We start from the raw sequence: 19506 nt of genomic DNA on the forward strand, positions 1-19506 counted from the left end.
CTCGAAGGGAAACAGTTCGGTGCAGTTCATCGTGCGGCCCTACGTCTGCGGCGCCCTCGGCCGGATCGACGACGCGCTGCTCGACCGGCTCACGGCCGCCGGTCCGCGCGCCAGGCCCGCCCTGCGCACCGCCGAGGCGGCCCTGTTCAGCAGCCAGCCGCTGCCGCCCTACCACCGCTCCGGCGAGCAGTTCGCCTTCGCCTGGGGCGAGCGCAGGCCGTCCGTGTCCGACGACTGGATCGACGACTGGATCACGGTCGCGGAGACCCACGAGACGCCCGGCCTCATCGGCTCGCCCTCGCGCGTCGTGCTGCACGCCGGGGCGCTGGGCCTGGTGGACGTCTACTACGTACGGCACGGCGACGCGGTCTACTTCTCCTCGCTCATCCGGCCGCTGCTGGCGCTGGCGGAGCCCGAGATCGACTGGACGGCGTGGGCGTCGATCATCCAGGTGACCTTCCCGCTCGGCGACGCCACGCCGTACACCCGGATCAGGCGCCTGGCCGGCTCCAGCGCGCTGGTGCTCGAAGGCGGGCGCGTGTCGGTGGAGCGGCGGCTGCCCCGCTGGCTGCGGCGGGAGCCGTACGAGGCCTGGACCAGCGCCGCGGAGCTGCTCGACATCCTGCACGAGGTCTACAAGGACTACGAGGGGCGGCCGCTGCTCGTGCCGGTCTCGGGCGGCTACGACTCGCGCCTGCTGGCCAGCGTGGCGGTGGCGCGCGGCTTCGACGTGGAGTCGTGGACCACCAGCCCCGACGACGGCACCGACACCGACATCGCCTTCGCCCGCGCGATCACCCGCGAGCTGGGGATCCCGCACCGGATCATCGGCCAGGACGCCGCCGGCTACCCGCGCGACGCCCTGGAGGTGGCGCGGCGGCTGGAGTACCTGACGCCGCACCACGCCTGGTACGCGCCCTTCGCCAAGGAGGTCCACAAGGCCGGCAGGATCCTGGTCGACGGCCTGGCGGGCGGCCCGCTGCTGAAGAACTTCATGGTCAGCGGCTCGGCGCTGACCGCCGCCACCCAGGAGCAGCGCACGGCCGCGCTGCTGGAGTCGCTGTCGCTGGGCGCCCCGTCCATGCCGATGCTGTCGCCGCAGGCCCTGGAGTGGATGGCCGACACCGTCCGCGCGGCCTTCGCCGAGGCCACCTCCATGCTCCACGGCCACCGGGCCGAGCTGCCGCTGTCGGTCCTGCACACCCGCACCGTGCGCGGCATCGCCCGCTCTGCGGTCAACCTCGTCGGCCCGGAGGCCTCCTTCGCCGCGCCGTTCATCCACCCCGACTTCTTCGACGCGGCGCTGTCGGTCGGCGTCGCCCGCAAGGACAAGGGCCGCTTCTACCGCGAGCTGCTCCACGCGGCCAACCCGCGCGTGGCGGCCCTGCCGTCCACCAACGTGGTCAAGCAGCCGCTGCGCCGGGTCCCGCTGCGCTCCACGGCCGCGCGGGCGCGGGCGTACTCGCACTCGATGCTGTCGGTGGTGGCCGAGCGCGTGCCGCCGCTGCTGTCGGAGGAGCTGCACGCGGTCATCGCCGAGGGGCCGGACGCGCTGGCCCGCTTCCACGGGTGGAACGACCGGTTCTGGGTGCGGGGGCTGACACTGTTCGGGGCGTGGTTGCGGGACATGGAGCCGGACGGGCTGACACCGCCGTTCAGCTAGGGTCATCCGGGGTCTGTGACCATGCATCGCCGATGATGTTGCTGTACCCCAGGGATCCGCGGAGGCGGAGCTGCCGGGCCTCCTCGCCGATCCTTTCCGGGCTCCTTGCGAAGATCGCGTCCATCACGTCTCGCACCTGCGTCCGCACGTTCTGGGGCGCGTTGTCGTAGAGGGTCTTGGCCGTCTCGTCGGCCTCGCGGGCGCGGCCGGCGTGCCCCGCTTGGCTGAGATACTCGCCTTCGCTCGCCAGGCACATGATGAGCGGCCCGAGAAAACGCTCGGGGTCGTCCTTCGCGGGCTCGCGGTATGCCGACGCCGCCAGGTGCGCTGCCTCTGCCGCCTCCTCGAAGCGCCCCAGCCTGCCGAGGCAGTCGCCGAGGCCCGACAACGCCTCCGCCAGCTCGACCGGGTCGTCGCCGTCCCGTGCCATCGCGACGGCTTCCTGAGAGGCTTCCAGCGCCTCCTCGCCGCGCCCGAGTTCCAGCAGGATCACGGCCAGGCCACGGAGCGAGCTGGCCAGGTCCGCCGCCGACCGGTGTCCACCCGTCCTCCGGAGGAGGGTCACCGCCTCCGTCTGGGACGACAGAGCCTCTTCGAAGCGGCCGGTTTCGGTCAGCGTATAGGCGAGGAGGTGGAGCATGGCAGCCAGGGTCGGCGCATGGGCTTCGGGACCCGTTTCCACGAGCGATCGCATGATGCGGACGGCCTCCGCCGCGGCTGCCGCGCCTTCGGCTACGCGGCCGACGTCGGCCAGCACTCGCGCGTGGTTCGCGAGCGCGATCGCCGCGTGCTCGGTGTAGGCGTCGGGATTGGCCGCGGCCAGTTCCCTGTAGATGCGCGTCGCTTCGGCCGCCGCTATGAGCGACTCTTCGTCGCGGTCCAGTTCGCTCAGATAGCCCACGAGGTTGTTGAGGGTCATCGCGAGATCTGGCAGGTAGGCGTCACTTTGCTCCGCCAGCCGTCGAAGCAGGACCAGCACCTCTTGGCCGGCCGCCAACGCCTCCGCCGCTCTGCCCGCGTCGCTGAGGCAGACGGCCAGGTTGTGGAGGGCGAGAGCGAGCTCCGGCAGGTGGGCCTCCGGATCGCTCGCCGACAGGCGGCGGTAGAGCGCCACCGCCGCTTCCGCGGCCCGTTCCCGCTCGGGCAGGTCCTGGCTGCGAGCGGCGGCATTGATCAGGGCACGGCCCAGGCCGGGCTCGTGCCCGAGCGGGTCGGTCGCCGCGAGCTCCTGGTACAGCTCCAACGCGAAGGTGGCCACGCTCGCGGCGTCGCTCGTCCTGCCCACCTTGTCCAGCCGGATGGCCAGGTCGTTGAGGACGGACGCCAGCTCCGGGCGCTCCTCGGCCAGGTCGCGGTCGATGAGCGCCGCGGCGAGAGCCCAGGTCGACTGGGCCGCGAACTCCGCCAGGAGGGTGGTCTGGGTCGGGAGCGCGGCACGCAGGCGGCGCAGCTCGTCCAGCTCCGCCGACTCGATCAGCTGGAAGAGGCAGGTGACCAGCGAGGCGGGGTTCTCGATCTCGAGCGCCACCCGCACCCCTGCGGACGGGCTCCGCTCCACCACCCGCCTCAGGTACGGCTCGGCCGCCGGATGAGAGCCCGCAGCCCGCGCCAGGACGGTCACGGCATGGTGCAGCTGCCAAGGAGACACCCGGTCCAGCGGCGACAGAATGGTGTCGGCGTTCCGCCCGAGCTCGCTCACGACCAGCAACGTGGCAAGCTGGTCGGGGCGAGGCCGTCCCCACAGCCTGCCCTCCTGCGGGAACAGGTGGGCCAGCCATTCGACGACCGAGGGATCGTCGACGACCGCACCGGCCTCCTCCTGGTTCCGCGCGCCCCACAGCGCCGCGGACGCGGCCCAGGTCCGGCAGGCGGCCGCGTCGAGGGGAAGACCGAACCGCGAGGCCGCCTGGAGCCAGTACCCCTCCTCGATGGCCAGGAGGCTGTCCAGCGCGGGATCCACGTCCGCCGGGTCGTGGGGGAACGGCTCGGTGAGCGCCACGAGGGCGGCCATCTGCAGGACGAGGGCATTGGCGAAGGCGTCGTCGGCCAGGTCCGGCACGGCCGCCGCGGTGGTGCTCACGAAGCGGTCCCACCCCTCGGCCGTGTCGTAGCCGGGCAGCGTCGAGACCGCCCAGCCGAGCTGGCGCACGACCGCCGGCCATGCGCCCGCCCGGGCGGCGTGGTCCGGGTACAGAGGCTGCAGGTGGTGGATTTCGATCGACTCCGGTCCGGCGATCCACTCCCCGGCGCTGCGGGCGAGCAGCAGCAGGCGCAGCGGCGGACGGTCGGGCCGGGCGAGGGCGCGCAGGCCGGCCACCCGTTCGGCCTGCGTCTCGGCATGGTCGACCACCAGCAGCACGGGGCGGCGGCGCTCCGCGAGCGCGGTCAGCGCCTCCTCCGGCGGCGCGTCCGCCAGGAAGCCCGCCTCCCATCCCGCCTCGCGCATCCTGGCGACGAGCTCGGCCCCCAGGCGGGTCTTCCCCTCGCCTGCCGGAGCCACCAGGAGCCGCACCGCGAAGTCGTCGGGGTTCTCACACCAATCGGTGAGGAGGCTCAGGTCCCACTCGCGCCCGGTGAACCCGACGACCGCGGCATGGGGATCCAGGAGCCCGGCGGGCGTGGCGGGCAGCACCGAGAGCTCCGTCCTGCCGAACAGCTCCCACAGGTCCACGCTCGCCAGCGGTGCCCGTCCGAACGCGCTGCGGAATAGTTTGGTCTGCGTCACCTCTCGCAGGGGGACCACTTCCGTCGCGGACCTGACGAGGCCGACCAGCAGATCCCCGGCGAACACCGGCGCGCCCGACATGCCGGGATACACGCTGGGCACCTCCAGCCGCAACTCGCCCTCTCCGCCGACGGTGGCGTTCAGCACCCCGGAAGTCCCCTCCCAGACCTGGGCGGGATAGGCATCGCGCAACCCCCACCACTCACCCCAGCGCACGGCTCGGGGAGCCGCCTCGGCGCCGAAGACCTCCAGCACCGCCACGTCGGCCCTCACGTCGCGCCAAAGCACTCTGGCCGCGGCCCTGGTCCCGCCGGTCTCGACCGACAGCGGCTCCCGGCCCATGACCGCGTGCGCGACTGTCAGGACGTTCGTGCCCACCCGGTAGCCGGTCCCCAGCCATGTCGTGCCGTAGATCCGCACGACCCTGTCGTGGGACGGCCGCCGGTCCTCCGCCACCCTGCGCAGCAGCACAGGCTCCGCCGTACCGAGCTCGTAGACCACACCTCGCGCCGTCCGCAGCCGCACCGGTCCGCGCCCGGCCCGCACGCGGACGGTCTCCCCTTCCGGCACCGCGACCAGGCGCGGCTGCCGGCCCTGCACCAGCACCTCGAGTAGCCGCGGACGGGTGTCGGGCACCAGGACCGCCTGCTCGGCCTGACCGCCCAGCTCCAGCTCCGCCCCCGTCAGCCGGACGCCCAGGGCCACGTCGGGCAGAGGCTCCACGACGACCGCGGCGTCCTCCACGGTCAGGTGCGGCATGTTCGCCGCCAGCGCCGGCCCGGCCTCCGGCAGCAGGTCCGGCGACAGCTGGGCGAGCTGCCAGGACGTCCGCCGGGTGCGAAGCTCCTCCGGCAGCCGCTCCCAGGCCCCCGCGAACCAGTCCGACACCCCGGTGCGCCCCTCCTCGACCAGCGCCCGGAGGGCCTGCCTGAGCAGCAGGTCCGCCTGCTGTACACCTGCCTCCCCGCCGGAGACGGCCAGCCAGGTGGCGTACTCCTCCAGGAAGAGCGCGGGCGGGATCCCGGCGTGCACCCGCTCGATCACCTGCCAGATCCCGTGCAGGGGATGGGTGGGCGGCGCCTCGCGCAGCCGCGCGGCCAGCCGTCGGCGCAGCTCGGGCAGCAGTTCGGGAGCCAGCACGATGGCGTCCGGGCGCCGGGCGGCGACCATGTCGCCCCACCACAGGTCCGCCTCGGCCGCGGCGTCGGCGGCGGGTACGACGATCAGCCGCATGGCGCGGATCAGCTCGGGCTCGATGCTCGTGGCCACGCTGAGCGCCATGGCCAGGTCCAGCACCTCCGCGCGCTGCTCGTCGAGGACGGCCAGGCCGGGTGTCATCGCGGCCTCGCCTTCGCGGCGGTGACCGTGCGGTCCCACTGCACCAGGGGGAACAGCTGCCGCAGCCACCGCGGCCAGCGGCCGGGCCCGTAAGGAGTCAGCCCCACGGCGCCGCAGCGATGCTCGGCGAGCAGCTTGGCCAGCGCCTCCCACTCCTCTCGGCGCGAGACCCGGGGATCGTACGGCGGGCCGCCCAGGCCCAGGTCCGACACCACGATCACGCGGGTGCCGGGGTCGGGCGGGACGTACGGTTTCCAGGTCCACACCGGGCCGGGACCGGCGCCACGCAGCGGCGCGTACGCGAAGAACCTGACCTGTGTGGACTCCCGCCCCACCACCGCCTGGACCCTGCGCGCCAGCTCGGCCTGGTCGCGGGCGAACGGCTGCATGCCGGGCCCCTTGTCGATGAGCAGCTGCACGCCGTACCGCAGGCTCGGCTCCGGCGTGCGGGGCAGCCTCTCCAGCGGCTCGCCCCGGGCCAGCCGCTCGACGGCGGCGACCACGTCCACCGGCCCCTCGGGGACCGGCCGGGCGGCCAGCGCCTGGATCAGCCCGGCCGCCGAGCGCGGGGCGAACAGCGGCATGTGCGGCGCGGGGCGGGCGGGGGCCGTCCGCGGCAGCGGCGGGACACTCCAGGGCAGCTCCGGCGGCGGCTCGTGCGTGACCGGCTGGAGCAGCCGCGTCCCGGCGGGCACCGACGCGGGCGGGCCGGGGCGGCGCGCGGGCCTGGCACGTGGGGCGTGCCGGGGCGGGTCGCGCAGGTCGCCGGGCAGGTCGGCGTGTCCAGGCGGGCGCTCGGCGGCGCCGGCAGGTTCCTCGGCGGGGGGATGCGCCGGGCGGTGCCGGGCCAGTCCCAGGAGGGCCGCGATCTCGCCCGGGTCGGCCTCCGGGACGGCGGCGCAGGCGCGGAGCAGGTCTCCGAGCCAGTTCACGCGCTCACGTCCTCGCCTCGCTTCAGCAGCACGAAGTCCCGCAGGTCCGACCAGGCCTCGTCGGCCACCCCGATGCCGAGCTCGCCGCAGGCGCGGAAGGCGTCGAGAAACTCCGCGGTGCTGGGCGGGCGCAGGGCGCGCTGCCGGGCCTCGGTCCTGGCGACGCCGAGCTGGTGCGCGACGGCGGCGGCCAGCTCGGCGTCCCGCTTGGTCCATTTCCGTTCCACGATCGTGTGCTGCCTGGCGATCTCGACCAGCCCGTCCTCGTCCGGGGCGGTCAGCGCGACCACCACGCACCTGCGTAGGAACGCCTGGGGCAGCTCGCGCTCCTCGTTGGTGGTGATGACCACGAGCTGGGAGCCGGTCTTCCGCACCGTGAACCCGGTCTCGGCCACCGTGAACTCGTTCGAGCCGAGCGGCACGAGCAGCCCGTTCGGCACGTCGGGGTCGGCCTTGTCGATCTCGTCGATCAGCAGCACGGACCGCTTGGCGTGGCGGTCCCGGTTGACCTCCGCCATGGGCTCCACCGGCGGCCTGGTCGGCGTGAGGCCCTCGGGCATGCCGCGCCGCCTGGCCGAGTCCGGGTCGTAGGCCCACCACAGCATGCCCGGCTCGACGTAGTCGGCGTCGCCGAGCAGCGTCTCGGCCTGGGCGTCGGCGAGCCTCCTGACGGTGTCGAAGGACCACAGCAGGTCGCGTGGCTGGGTCTTGGACGTGACCACGAGCTCGTAGTACCGCCAGCCGCGTTGCCTGGCGACGTAGGCGGCCAGTGAGGACTTGCCCGAGCCAGGCTCGCCGCGCAGCAGCAGCGGGCGGCCGGTCGCCAGCGCCACGCGAACGGCCAGCTCCACCCGGTCGGGCAGCACGTAGACCAGGCCGTCGCGCCGGTCGGCCACCCGGGACGTCCCGCCGTCGAGCTCGCTGTTCATCTCATTTCCCCTTAACCAGGGCGATCAGTTGGTTGACGTAGGTCCTGCCGAGGAACTCCGCGTCGCCTTCCAGGCCGGTGTCCACGCGCGCCGCGTCCGCCAGGCCCAGGGCCCGCACCGCCTGCTCGTCCGGCAGCCGGCGCCCGGTCAGCAGCACGACCACCACCCTGGGCGCGCGATCGTGCAGGTTCCTTACGGCCTGCGCCACCGCCTTCATCGGCGCCCTTCCCGGGTCGACGATGAGGAACAGGTGGCTGCCGATCTCGTCCCACGGGACGGTCTCCAGCGTCATCCCGTAGGCTGCCAGGTCACCGCCCAGCATGTCCTCGACGGCGCGCTCGTAGGCGGCGGTCAGCTCCGTCACGGGGTCCTCCCCCGCCACCGACGTGACCTGGACGAAGTCGTAGCCGGTCGCGGCCAGGCAGGTCGCCCGGTGCAGGTAGTCCACCGCGGTCTCCTGCTTGACCGCGTTGAGCAGGATGACCAGCCGGTGCGGCCGGCTCCTGCCGGGCAGGAGGCGGCGCGCCTGCGCGCCGTCCACCCAGACCGGGATGACCTCCTTGACCAGGTACCTGCGCGGGTCGCCGTAGGGGATGCGCGTGGTCAGCTTGGACAGGGCCTGAACCGTCCTGGGGCCCAGGTCGCCCGCGAGGAACTGGTGGGCGAGGAACATCCGGCCGCCCACCAGCCTGACCTGCTCCAGGTCCGGCTCGGGCACGCCCAGCGCGCGCGCCGAGTCCACCAGCGGGTCCTCGTCCTTGACCTCCCGCAGGTAGGTCTCGATGCGCTCGATCCACTCGCGCATCGGGTCGCAGCTCACGGCCGCGGTCGGCACCTCGGCGAAGCGGTCGGCGATGTGCCTGGCCAGCTCGGCCGGGTCGGGGCCGTCGACCCGGCTGAACTCCAGCGGCTTCAGCTCGCTGAAGCCCATGTCGACGTCCTTGCTGGTCAGGTCGCCGAGCAGCGCGGGCACGATGTAGACGGGCGAGCCGAGGGCCTGGCGCCACAGCAGGATGTTGACCTCCCGCTGCACCCACGGGCTGGCCTCGACCGCCCGCCGGTTGAGCAACACGACCGCCGCGTCGCACTCGCCGAGCCACTGGTAGATGCAGGCGGCCCAGCGCTCGCCGGCCCGCAGCCGCTCCCTGTCCACCAGGACGTCGTAGTTCTTGCGCTTCATGAGCTCGGTCAGCTCGTCCAGGACCGCCGCGGCGTAGGGGTCCTTGCTGGCGCTGTGGCTGATGAAGAGCTTCGGCTTCAAGGGACGTCCTGTCCCTCCTGGCGCTCCTCGGCGCCGCTCAGCCGGGCCATCCAGGCGTCGTTCTGGATGGAGATGACCTGCTCGCAGTCCCTGACGAGGTCGTCTTCCGAGACGGGAGTGGTCAGGTGCCGCACCCGCAGGTCCTCCAGCTCGTCGGCGGTCCTGGAGTACTCGATCTGCTGGAAGGCCAGGCGTTCGGCCGCGGCGTGCGCGAGGACCGCCCCGGACACCGTGGTGACCACGCCCACCCAGGCGGACAGTCCCCTGATCTCCAGCACGGCCGCCGCCGCGGCGAGCACGACGCCCACCGCGCCGAGCGTCACCTCCGCCAGCCGGACCACACGCAGGCGCTCGCGCATCTCGCGGGCCTTGGGGCGGTAGTAGCCGTCGATCTGGCCGCCCACGCGGTGCTCCAGGTAGGAGGGGACGTCGTGGACGGGCGGCGGCGGCCGGTCCGCCGGTTCGACGTCGGCCACGTGCTCCCGCAGGTCGCCGACCTTGTCCAGGAGCGCCTTGGCGCGGTCGAGGAGGAGCCGGTCGCGGTCCTCCCCGCGGAACGGCGCCACCCCCGCGAGGTAGGTGTAGGCGTCGGCCTTCAACGCCTCCGCCACCGAGCGGAGCCTGGTCTGGTCCCGTACGGCTGCCGCCGACGCGCCGCGGGCGGCCAGCGGCCCGAGCCCGACCGCCACCGCGGCGGCCAGCGCCATGGCCCGGCCCGCCCCGGAGCTCACAGCGCTGACCTGGGCGGCGGCCACGCTCAGCACGGCGGCCGCGACCCCCAGCGCCAGGGTGGCCAGCCTGCTGCGGCCGATGGCCGCCTTGGCCCGGTTGGCGGCCTGTGACCAGACGCTCTGCAACCGCCAGACCCGCTCGATCCCGCCTAACTCCTCGCCCGTTGTCACGGTCCCATGGTGAGGGAACAGGCCGCGCCGCGCGAGCGGATCCAGCGAGGGAAACGCTGGGTAACCGGCCGGTTACGTCCACGTCTCGCGGGTATGACGGGCTCGAGACGATATTGGGTTCCGGATACCCCGGGGCCTGATAGTGTTCGGCCCGTAAGCGCCGCGAACAACCGGGCGACACCCGGAACGGGCACGGAGATCGCAGGGATGACGACTCCAGGCGGCGCGGTCACCACACAACTGAAACCGGTGCAACCGGTGACTTCGTCCTGCCCACATCTCCTTCTGTGAGCGTCCACATGAGCAACGCATCCCCGTCGCCAGATCCGGTGAGCGAGTCCTTCGTCTCGGAGGACCCGCTCTGGTACAAGCGGGCGGTGTTCTACGAGGTGCTGGTCCGGGGGTTCAAGGACTCCAACGGAGACGGCACCGGCGACCTTCGCGGCCTGATCGAGAAGCTCGACTACCTCCAGTGGCTCGGCGTCGACTGCCTGTGGCTGCTGCCGCTGTACGAGTCGCCGCTGCGCGACGGCGGCTACGACATCTCCGACTACATGAAGATCCTGCCGGACTTCGGCGACCTGGCGGACTTCGTGGAGCTGGTCGAGAAGGCCCACCAGCGCGGCATCCGCATCATCACCGACCTGGTGATGAACCACACCAGCGACCGGCACCCGTGGTTCCAGGCCTCCCGGCACGACCCCGAGGGCCCCTACGGCGACTTCTACGTCTGGGCCGACGAGCCGACCGGCTACCCGGACGCGCCGATCATCTTCGTCGGGGCCGAGGAGTCCAACTGGACCTACGACCCGGTGCGCAAGCAGTACTACTGGCACCGTTTCTTCCACCACCAGCCGGACCTGAACTACGACAACCCGGCCGTGCAGGAGGCCATGCTGGAGGTGCTGCGCTTCTGGCTGGACCTGGGCATCGACGGCTTCCGCCTGGACGCGGTGCCGTACCTGTTCGAGCGCGAGGGCACGGCGTGCGCGGGCCTGCCGGAGACCCACGCCTACCTCAAGAAGGTCAGGGCCGAGGTCGACCGCCTCTACCCCGACCGGGTGCTGCTCGCCGAGGCCAACGGCTGGCCGGAGGACGTCGTGGAGTACTTCGGCGACCCCACCACCGGCGGCGACGAGTGCCACATGGCCTTCAACTTCCCGCTCATGCCGCGCATCTACATGGCGGTCAAGAAGCAGTCGCGCGAGCCGATCTCGGAGATCATGTCGCGCACCCCCAAGCTCCCCGAGAAGGCCCAGTGGGGCATCTTCCTGCGCAACCACGACGAGCTCACGCTCGAGACGGTCACCGAGGAAGAGCGCGACTACATGCACAAGGAGTACGCCAAGGACCCGCGCATGCGCGCCTACCTCGGCATCCGGCGGCGCCTGGCGCCCCTGCTGGACAACGACCGCGACCGCATCGAGCTGTTCACGGCCCTGCTGCTGTCGCTGCCGGGATCGCCGGTCATGTACTACGGCGACGAGATCGGCATGGGCGACAACATCTGGCTGGAGGACCGCGACGCGGTGCGCACGCCCATGCAGTGGACGCCCGACCGCAACGCCGGCTTCTCCACCGCCGACCCCGGGCGGCTCTACCTGCCGGTCATCATGGACCCGATCTACGGCTACCACGCGGTCAACGTGGAGGCGCAGCTGCGCAGCGAGGCGTCGCTGCTGCACTTCACGCGGCGCATGCTGCAGATCCGCAGGCAGCACCCGGTGTTCGGCACGGGCGCCTACACCGAGCTGTGGTCGTCCAACCCCGCCGTGCTGTCCTTCGTCCGGGAGCAGGGCGAGGACATCATGCTGTGCGTGAACAACCTGTCGGGGCACCCGCAGCCGGTGGAGCTGGACCTGCGGCGGTTCGAGGGGCTCACGCCGGTGGAGGCCCGCGGCGGGGTGCGGTTCCCGGTGATCGGGGCCGCGCCGTACGTGCTGACCCTGCCGGGGCACGGGTTCTACTGGTTCGCGCTGCGCCGGGTGTGAGAGGTTTCCGCGGTCTCCGAGGTACGGCAGTGCGCCGTCGCGGTCAGCGTAGGAGCGACCGCGACCGGGAACATCCCTCTTCCCCGAGGCGAGGAGGATCCGTGATTCCTGGGTGTGGCAACTGCCAGTGCGTCGACCTCATGCATGAGGGCACTCCGCCACGGTGGACCCAGCTCCACGTGGAGTAACGCTCATGTCAGCGGGCTGGCCCCTCGAGATCTTCCTTGGGGGCCAGCCGTTGGCCGTGCGGTTCGCGCCTCAGAAGTCCATCCCTTCGATCGGGTAGCGCACACGGGTGCGTCGTAGACCGTCACGCCCCACGGCGAACACGAAGGGTTCAGTGACCCGGCGGGCAGCATGAACGATCTTGGCTTCGTTCAGGAGGAAGATCTCAGCCATCTCCGTACCCACGACGCCGGCATTCGCCAGTGCGAAGATCCGGGCACCACTCATGTAGATCACCCGCGCCTCGAGAGGATTACGGGTTACAGCCAGGTCCTTACACAGCAGGATGTCCCCGCGTAAGGTCGCTTCTTCAATCCATCGAATGTCCTCGACGCGCTGGGATTCAGCTTCCCGTAGCGTTCGTCCATGGTTTCGACAAGCCACCCAGCAGCTCGCAGGGCACACGGCACAATGCGGGAACCAAGCCCCCGGTCGAGGAAGAACGTTAGTCCGGACTCCTTCGCCTCACCCGCCATGGAGCTCCTCTAGGCCGCCTGGAGACGAAGGGCCTCGACCTCACTCAGATCGAGGTCGTAGTCCTCGGCGACATCTCGGCTGTCCTCTCCGGCGCCCAAGCGGCTCAACACGTCGGCAACACGTATGCCCCGCCGTGTCAGCGTCGGCTGACCGCCGTTGATCCAGGGGTCGACGGTGACCTCCACCTGCTCATATCTAGGCAGATGGATACTTTTTATCCATCCGTCCTGATAGGTGACCCGCCGAAGGTAGTTTCGGACGACAGGACGGAACACCTGCTGACCGCTGGTCACCACGACGAGCCCGTCCACTGCGTCTCGCTCCGCGGGATCGGTCGTCTGTTCCCTGAAATCCCACAGCACCTCGGCTCCGTCGGTCATCAGCCGCTCACTGGCCAATGCCTGCTCAAGGCCGATGTTCTCCTCCAGCCATCGGATCGCGGGCCGGATGCGCCGCATCGGGACTCCTGCGCTGCGGAATGCCGCCAGCATGTAGGCCTCGGCCAGCCCCACAAATGGCACGGTAGGTCCGCTCGCCCCGGCCGTCGTCACGAGGGGCTCGGCTGCCACGACCACGCCGTCCATCCGCTTGTAGGCATAGCCCACAGCCCAGTTGCGGAACGATTGCCTGGGCACCCCGATCAGATCGGCTGCCTCGGCCTTGGTGTAGAGCGGGGTGACATAGCGGAAATCGCTGATCAGGCCAGTCCCTGGTCCGCCCGTGCGCGCATGCACGATCGCCACCTCCTCTGGTCATAGATTAGAGAATCCACCGATGAGGCGCATGTGATCTCTACGTGTCACCTCGTGAGTCTTCAAGTCACTGCACTCTGGGGCTGGCCACACTCGTGGAGGACCATGCCGTCAGCGGGCCGTCACCGGCACGCGGGCCGCCCGGCGGGCCGGGATGAGCGCGACCGCCAGGGCCGCCCCGACGGCCGCCAGCACCGCCAGCCCGAGCGTCACCGGCTGCGGCGCGCGGCCGATCCCGGCGCCGACGCCGCTCGCATGGCCCTGCAGGTCGATGAGACCCCTGACGAACAGGGCGCCCAGCGCGGTGCCCAGGAAGACGCCCAGGACCACGAGCAGTCCCGTCGCCGTCACCAGCGTCGCCGTCACCTGGCGCGGCGTCAGCCCCATGGCCTTGAGCACCGCCAGGTCGGATGCGTGGTCGCGCAGCCCGAGGGCGCTCGCGGTGAGCAGGTTCGCCAGCCCGATGAGCGCCAGCACCGCGATCAGCGCCACGATGACCACGCGCAGGATGGTCAGCCGCTCGGCCGGGTTGACGACCCGCTGGACCTCCAGCCCCTCGCCCGAGGCCGCGAGCAGGCGCGCCCGCACCTCGTCGGGGTCGGCGCCCTCGCGCAGGTGGAGCGCGTAGAAGCCGGGCGGCACGCTGTCCTTGGCCGCCAGGCTGTCCAGTCCCAGCGACAGCACCTCGCCGTCCAGGTCGGGCTCCACCGCCCTGCCGACGATGCGTACGATGAGCGGCGAGCCGCCGACGGTGAGCCGTACCCGGTCGCCGATCCTGACGCCGAGCAGGTCCAGCAGGCCCTGGCCCGCCACGGCCTCGCCGGGCCGGGTGTACATGCGGCCCTCGGCGACCGGGAAGGGGTAGCGCTCGGTGGAGGTGCCGATGGCCCGCACCCGCACCGAGCGGGCCTCGCCGGGGGCGAGCGCGTTCACGGTGCTGCCCGGGTAGGCGTGCCGGACGTCGGGGTCGCGGGAGACGAAGAGCTCGGCCTCGGCGGGCGTCAGCTTGCCCTTTTTAACGATCAAACTCGCCGTTTGTCCCACTTGAGCGGGATTTTTCAGGAAATTGTCGAGCGTCGCCCACACGCCCAGCCCGATCGTGATCATCATCATGGGAACGGCGAGGCCGAACACGGTCAGGAACGCCGGAAGCCTCCGGGTGAACGCATCACGTGTCCCCAGCACCAGCGCCGGCGGCAGCCGTACCAGCAAAGCCAGCCTCGCCAGCCGCGACAGGTGCCCCCGCGGCGGCGCGGCCGGGGCGGCGGGGATGGGCGGCGTGCGGCCGCCCCGCCAGGCGGGCAGGCCCACGGCGGCCAGCACCACCAGCGCGGTCCCCCCGGCGATGGCCACCACCGGCAGCGGCGCCAGCGACGTGGAGCCGAAGACCGCCATCGTGACGCCGAGCCCGCCGACGGTGCCCAGGCCGATGCCGAGCAGCCCCAGCGCCCCGTGCTCGACGATGAGCAGCAACGCGACCTGGCGCCGCGTGAAGCCGAGCGACTTCAGGGTGGCCAGGTCCCGCAGCTGGCCGAGCACCCGCCCGCCGGCCGCGTTGGCCAGCGCGAGCGCCGCCGCGACCAGGCCGACCACGCCGAAGAGCGCCAGCAGCGTGCCCAGGAGCCGGTTGTCCAGCTCCATCGCGGCCCGCACCTCGCGCCAGGTGTGGACGCGCTGCAGCTGCTCGTCCAGGGTGACGACGACGCGCTGCGCGACGACCTGGGTGGCGTCCTCGTCCTTCAGCCGCAGGCCGGTCACCCACTCGCTGCGGCCGAGGCTGGGCTCCACCTGGTCGAGCGTGACCGGCAGCACCCACACCAGGCCGGGCGTCCACTCCGGGTAGAAGCCCTGGTCGGCGGTGTCGGCGATGCCGCGCACGTACAGGACCCTGCGGGCGCCGCTCAGCGTGTTCATGGCCAGCGGCTCGCCGGGGCGCAGGCCGAGGGAGCGGGCGAAGGAGCGCTCGACGACCACGCCGTCGGGCTGGGCCGTGCTCAGCCACTGGCCCTCCACGATCACGGGCCGGGAGACCTCGGGCGGCGTCGCGGGGACCGCCCGCAGCGCGGCCGGATCCTTCCTGCCCTCCTGCACCACCGTGACCGGCGCCGAGCGGTACGGCCCGGCCGCCCGTGCCACGCCGTCGAGCGCGAGAAGCCTGCCGAGCTCGGGCTGGTCACGGGTGTGGGCCCAGACGTGGGCGCCGTTGGTCTGGGCGAACAGGCCGCGCCACGGGTTGGTGCCCTCCTCCAGCAGGGTGGCCGCGGTGAGCAGGGCGGCGACGATCCCGGCGACCGCCAGCACGGTCAGCAGGGCCTGCCCCCTCCTGGCCCGCAGGTCGGCCCGGATCCACCGGCTGCCGGCACGGACTGTGCTCATCGCAGGTCGATCACCTCGCCCGCGGTGCCGGTGGCCGGGCGGCGGCGCGGGATGCGGCCGTCGTCGACGATCTCGCCGTCGAGCAGCGAGACGACCCGGTCGGCGAGCGCCGCGACCCTCGCGTCGTGCGTGACCATGACGATCGTCTGCCCGTCGCGGTGCACCTCCCCGAGCAGGCGCAGCACGTCGCGCGTGTTGCGGCTGTCGAGGTTGCCGGTGGGCTCGTCGGCCAGCAGCAGGCTGGGGCGGTTGGCCAGGGCGCGGGCGAGCGCGACCCGCTGCTGTTCGCCGCCCGACAGTTGCCCGGGCGGCGCGTCCGCGCGTTCGGTGAGGTTGAGCCGGGCGAGCAGGTCCTCGCGGCGCTCGCGCGCCTCCCGCGGCGAGGCCCCCGCCAGCAGCGCGGGCAGCTCGACGTTGTCGGCCACGGTCATGTTCGCGACGAGGTTGAAGTTCTGGAAGACGAAGCCGACCTTGCGGCGCCGCAGCAGCGCCCAGCCGCTCTCCGAGAGCGTGTCCACCCGCCTGCCGTCCAGCCAGATCTCGCCGCTGGTGCGGGCGTCCAGGCCGCCCAGCATGTGGATGAGCGTGGACTTGCCCGACCCGGAGGGCCCCATGATCGCCACGAACTCGCCCGCCTCGATCTCCAGGTCCACCCCGCGTACGGCGTGCACCGGCACCCCGCTGTCGGTGTAGACCTTCACCAGGTTGACGGCCTTGAGCACGACGCTCACAACAATTCCTCCTGGCAGCGCTGCAGCCAGTCGAGATCGGCCTGCAGGTGCAGCATGGCCCCCTCGATGAGCAGCAGCGCCACCCTGTTGGCCTGGTCGGTGCGCTCGGCCAGCTCGTTGAGCTCGCGCATCAGGCCCAGGTAGTGGCGCCGTTGCCGGTTGATGAGCGCCATGCGGTCGGCGATGCCGGTGAGCGGGGCCAGGATCAGCTTCATGTAGAACTCGTCGCGGACCCGCGGCCCCTCGGTGGGCTCCTCCACCCACGTCGTCAGCGCCTCGCGGCCCCTGGCCGTCAGGTAGTACACCTTCTTGTTCGGCCGGTTGGACTGCTCCACGTCGACCGCCCTGACCAGGCCGTCCTGGGTGAGGCGGTTCAGCGTCACGTATATCTGGCCGATGTTCGGGGAGGGGTAGGCCGCCCCGAAGGTCTGCTCCAGGGCCTGCTTGAGCTCGTAGCCGTGGGCAGGTTCCTTGGCGAGAAGCGCGAGGAGGTGAAACCGCACCCGTCACCTCCCTGTTATGCAGGCGTTACGCCACCCTCCGTTGACGGCCAGTTTACGGCTGTGCATAACATGAATGCATCTACCTAACACGTATGTAATACGGAGGTAACGCGGTGTTTCGCCTGCTCCCCGTGGCTCTCGCCCTGGTGGTGGCCGCGGGGTGCGCGGGGGCGGGCGAACAGGGCGGCGGCGCAGACGGCGACGGCACGGGCGGCGGGGGACGCGGGCCGATCACGTTCGCCACCGGGCGCGACACCACGGCGTACCTGCAACCCCTGCTGGATCGCTGGAACCAGGCCCACCCGGCCGAGAAGGTGACGCTGCTCGAGCTGCCCGAGGCCGCGGACGAGCAACGGGCGCAGATGGTGGCCAACCTCCAAGCCAGGAGCGACCGCTACGACGTGCTCGGGCTCGACGTCGTGTGGACCGCGGAGTTCGCCGACAACGGCTGGATCATCCCCCTGGAGCGCGGGGCCTTCCCGCTCGACAGGTTCCTGCCGCCCGTCGTCGAGACCGCGATCTACCAGGGCAAGCTCTGGGCGGTGCCGTACACCAGCAACGCCGGGCTGCTCTACTACCGCACCGACCTGGTCAAGCGGCCGCCCAGGTCATGGGCAGAACTTCGCCAACAGGCCCTAGAGATAACCAAGAAGCACGATATCGGAGGCTATGCGGGGCAGTTCCTTGCCTATGAGGGTCTGACCGTCAACTTCTCCGAGGCCGTCCAGGCGGCCGGCGGGCAGATCCTCAATCCCGACGGCACCCAGGTGACGCTCGAGCTCGACAAGGCCAAGACCGCGCTCGGGTACCTCACCCAGGGCCTGCGGGAGGGCTGGATCCCGAAGGAGTCGCTGACGTACAAGGAAGAGGAGACGCGCCTGGCCTTCCAGCAGGGACGGCTGGCCTTCGCGCGCAACTGGCCGCACGCCTACGGCCCCGCGACGCTCCCCGCCTCCCAGGTGCGGGGCAGGTTCGCGGTGACCAGGCTGCCAGGGCCCAGCGTGCTGGGCGGCGTCAACCTCGCCATCAGCGCCTACTCGCGGCGCCAGCAGACCGCGCAGGAGTTCATCCACTACTTCACCGGCCTGGACAACCAGCGCCGCGTGCTGACCGAGGGCTCCTTCCCGCCCGTGTGGAGCGAGCTCTACGACGATCCCGACCTCATCAAGAGATTCCCCTATTTGCCCGTGCTCAAGGAGAGCATCCTCGCGGCCAAGCGACGCCCGGCGAACGCCAACTACAACCAGCTGAGCCTGGTGATCGCCAGCAACGTCGCGAAGGCCCTCGCCTCGCCGTACACCTCAGACGACGTAGCGGCATCCCTGACGGCGGAGCTCTCTGAGGTCTTGAAAACCCAGTGAACCAGTGAGGCACCATGAGAAAAGCACTCACCGCGGCGGGGCTCGCCCTGGCCATCGCCGCCTGCGGCAACGCCCCCACCACGACGCCGGGGCAGCCCACCGCCACCGGCGCGGCGCCGACCGGCGGCCAGTCCCTCCAGGGCGTCAAGATCGAGGTGGCAGCCAAGTGGACCGGCGCCGAGCAGCAGAACTTCGAGAAGGTGCTCAAGGCCTTCTCCGACAAGACCGGCGCGCAGGTCACCTACGCCTCCACCGGTGAGGACACCGGCGCCTACCTCGGCCCGCGCATCCAGAGCGGCAGCCCGCCCGACATCGCGATCCTCCCGCAGCCGGGCCTGGTCCAGCAGTACGCCGACCAGAACGCGCTCAAGCCGCTGTCCGACGCCGTGATCAAGCAGCTCGACGCCAACTACACCGACTACTGGAAGGAGCTGGGCTCCGCCGACGGCAAGGTGTACGGCGTGCTGGTCAAGGCGGCCCACAAGTCGCTGGTCTGGTACCGCCAGCCGGCCTTCGACGAGGCGGGCGTGCAGCCGCCGACGAACTGGGACGAGCTCCTCAAGACCGCCCAGACCATCGCCGACTCCGGCACCGCGCCGTTCTCCTTCTGCGGCGCCTCCGGCTGGACCCTGACCGACCTGTTCGAGAACGTCTACCTCTCCACCGCGGGGCCGGAGAAGTACGACCAGCTCTCCAAGCACGAGATCCCGTGGACCGACCCCTCGGTCACCACCGCGCTGGAGAAGATGGCGCAGATCTTCACCAAGAAGGAGTTCATCAACGGCGGCACCTCCGGCGCCCTGCAGACCGACTTCCCGACCTGCGTGACCCAGGTCTACGGGCAGAAGAAGGCCGCGATGGTGATCGAGGCCGACTTCGTCGCGGTCTCGGCGGTGGAGTCCGGCGCCAAGGTGGGCGAGGACGCCAAGACCTTCCCGTTCCCCAAGGTCGGCGACACCACGCCGGTCGTGCTCGGCGGTGACATCGCCGTGGCGCTGAAGGACACCCCCGGCGCGATGGCGCTGCTGGAGTTCCTGGCCTCCAAGGAGGGCGGCGAGATCTGGGCCAAGCTGCCCGGCTACCTGTCGCCCAACCGCAACGTCTCGCCCGACAACTACCCCGACCCGCTGACCAAGCAGCTCGGCCAGACGATCATCTCGGCCGGCGAGTCGGTCCGCTACGACATGTCGGACCTCGCGCCCAGCGCCTTCGGCGGCACCGACGGCAAGGGCGAGTGGAAGGTGCTGCAGGACTTCCTGCGCAACCCGGCCGACGTCAAGGGGGCCCAGGAGGCCCTGGAATCCGAGGCCAAGAAGGCCTGGAAAGAGTAGGAAGGGACG

The 19506-nt window shown here is 71.5% G+C and carries 14 protein-coding genes; 4 read left to right on the top strand and 10 right to left on the bottom strand.

All coding sequences use genetic code 11. The features are described from left to right. Window positions 1-19: 19 nt before the first annotated feature. Entirely contained in the window at window positions 20-1663 is a 1644-nt protein-coding gene (locus BSB02_RS20820; RefSeq protein WP_084960866.1) for an asparagine synthetase B family protein, read from the top strand. Here BSB02_RS20820 and BSB02_RS20825 read toward each other — a convergent pair. Genes BSB02_RS20825 through BSB02_RS20855 form a run of 5 tightly spaced genes read right to left on the bottom strand, consistent with a single transcriptional unit; the run spans window position 1656 to window position 9750 of the window. Further along, a complete protein-coding gene (locus tag BSB02_RS20825; protein WP_084960868.1) occupies window positions 1656-5726 on the bottom strand; it encodes a tetratricopeptide repeat protein in 4071 nt (1356 codons plus the stop codon). The two genes, BSB02_RS20820 and BSB02_RS20825, sit on opposite strands and share 8 nt — an antisense overlap. Beyond that, window positions 5723-6658, bottom strand: coding sequence for a hypothetical protein (locus BSB02_RS20830; protein WP_084960870.1), 936 nt, complete (start codon window positions 6656-6658; stop codon window positions 5723-5725). The genes BSB02_RS20825 and BSB02_RS20830 overlap by 4 nt, the downstream gene beginning before the upstream one ends. Beyond that, entirely contained in the window at window positions 6655-7587 is a 933-nt protein-coding gene (locus tag BSB02_RS20835) for an AAA family ATPase (protein ID WP_084960872.1), read from the bottom strand. Before BSB02_RS20835 ends, BSB02_RS20830 begins: the two co-directional genes overlap by 4 nt. Before the next feature lies 1 nt (window position 7588). Next, a complete protein-coding gene (locus BSB02_RS40665) occupies window positions 7589-8848 on the bottom strand; it encodes a toll/interleukin-1 receptor domain-containing protein (protein ID WP_158088688.1) in 1260 nt (419 codons plus the stop codon). Next, on the bottom strand, window positions 8845-9750 hold the full coding sequence (locus tag BSB02_RS20855) for a DUF4231 domain-containing protein (RefSeq protein ID WP_084960877.1): 906 nt from the start codon (window positions 9748-9750) through the stop codon (window positions 8845-8847). Before BSB02_RS20855 ends, BSB02_RS40665 begins: the two co-directional genes overlap by 4 nt. A 299-nt stretch (window positions 9751-10049) precedes the next feature. Here BSB02_RS20855 and treS point away from each other — a divergent pair, with 299 nt between their 5' ends. Beyond that, entirely contained in the window at window positions 10050-11741 is a 1692-nt protein-coding gene (gene treS, locus BSB02_RS20860) for a maltose alpha-D-glucosyltransferase (protein ID WP_084960879.1), read from the top strand. Window positions 11742-11999: 258 nt separating this feature from the next. Here the strand turns inward: treS and BSB02_RS42385 are convergent, their stop codons facing one another. The 5 genes from BSB02_RS42385 to BSB02_RS20885 form a co-directional block, all read right to left on the bottom strand. After that, complete coding sequence (locus BSB02_RS42385; RefSeq protein ID WP_084960881.1) at window positions 12000-12203, bottom strand: hypothetical protein; 204 nt, start codon at window positions 12201-12203, stop codon at window positions 12000-12002. 248 nt (window positions 12204-12451) lie between these two features. Then, entirely contained in the window at window positions 12452-13186 is a 735-nt protein-coding gene (locus BSB02_RS20870; RefSeq protein ID WP_084960883.1) for a DUF433 domain-containing protein, read from the bottom strand. Window positions 13187-13306: 120 nt separating this feature from the next. Next, complete coding sequence (locus BSB02_RS20875) at window positions 13307-15571, bottom strand: FtsX-like permease family protein (protein ID WP_084960885.1); 2265 nt, start codon at window positions 15569-15571, stop codon at window positions 13307-13309. Beyond that, on the bottom strand, window positions 15568-16302 hold the full coding sequence (locus BSB02_RS20880; RefSeq protein ID WP_084960886.1) for an ABC transporter ATP-binding protein: 735 nt from the start codon (window positions 16300-16302) through the stop codon (window positions 15568-15570). Before BSB02_RS20880 ends, BSB02_RS20875 begins: the two co-directional genes overlap by 4 nt. Continuing rightward, a complete protein-coding gene (locus BSB02_RS20885) occupies window positions 16299-16805 on the bottom strand; it encodes a PadR family transcriptional regulator (RefSeq protein ID WP_084960888.1) in 507 nt (168 codons plus the stop codon). The genes BSB02_RS20880 and BSB02_RS20885 overlap by 4 nt, the downstream gene beginning before the upstream one ends. Before the next feature lie 131 nt (window positions 16806-16936). On the opposite strand from BSB02_RS20885, the gene BSB02_RS20890 reads away from it, so the two are divergent. Beyond that, entirely contained in the window at window positions 16937-18166 is a 1230-nt protein-coding gene (locus BSB02_RS20890; protein ID WP_143590942.1) for an ABC transporter substrate-binding protein, read from the top strand. A 14-nt stretch (window positions 18167-18180) separates the two neighbouring features. After that, the gene (locus tag BSB02_RS20895; RefSeq protein WP_084960892.1) at window positions 18181-19497 is read left to right on the top strand and encodes an ABC transporter substrate-binding protein; all 1317 of its coding nucleotides are present in this window, start codon (window positions 18181-18183) and stop codon (window positions 19495-19497) included. Window positions 19498-19506: the final 9 nt, after the last annotated feature.

The organism is Thermoactinospora rubra (assembly GCF_002093975.1).
Taxonomy (GTDB): Bacteria; Actinomycetota; Actinomycetes; order Streptosporangiales; family Streptosporangiaceae; genus Nonomuraea; species Nonomuraea rubra_A.

Coding starts and splice junctions, on each gene's coding strand:
- BSB02_RS20825 (WP_084960868.1), bottom strand. CDS start 5,726: ATGACACCCGGCCTGGCCGTCCTCGACGAGCAGCGCGCGGAGGTGCTG.
- BSB02_RS20835 (WP_084960872.1), bottom strand. CDS start 7,587: ATGAACAGCGAGCTCGACGGCGGGACGTCCCGGGTGGCCGACCGGCGC.
- treS (WP_084960879.1), top strand. CDS start 10,050: ATGAGCAACGCATCCCCGTCGCCAGATCCGGTGAGCGAGTCCTTCGTC.
- BSB02_RS20875 (WP_084960885.1), bottom strand. CDS start 15,571: ATGAGCACAGTCCGTGCCGGCAGCCGGTGGATCCGGGCCGACCTGCGG.
- BSB02_RS20895 (WP_084960892.1), top strand. CDS start 18,181: ATGAGAAAAGCACTCACCGCGGCGGGGCTCGCCCTGGCCATCGCCGCC.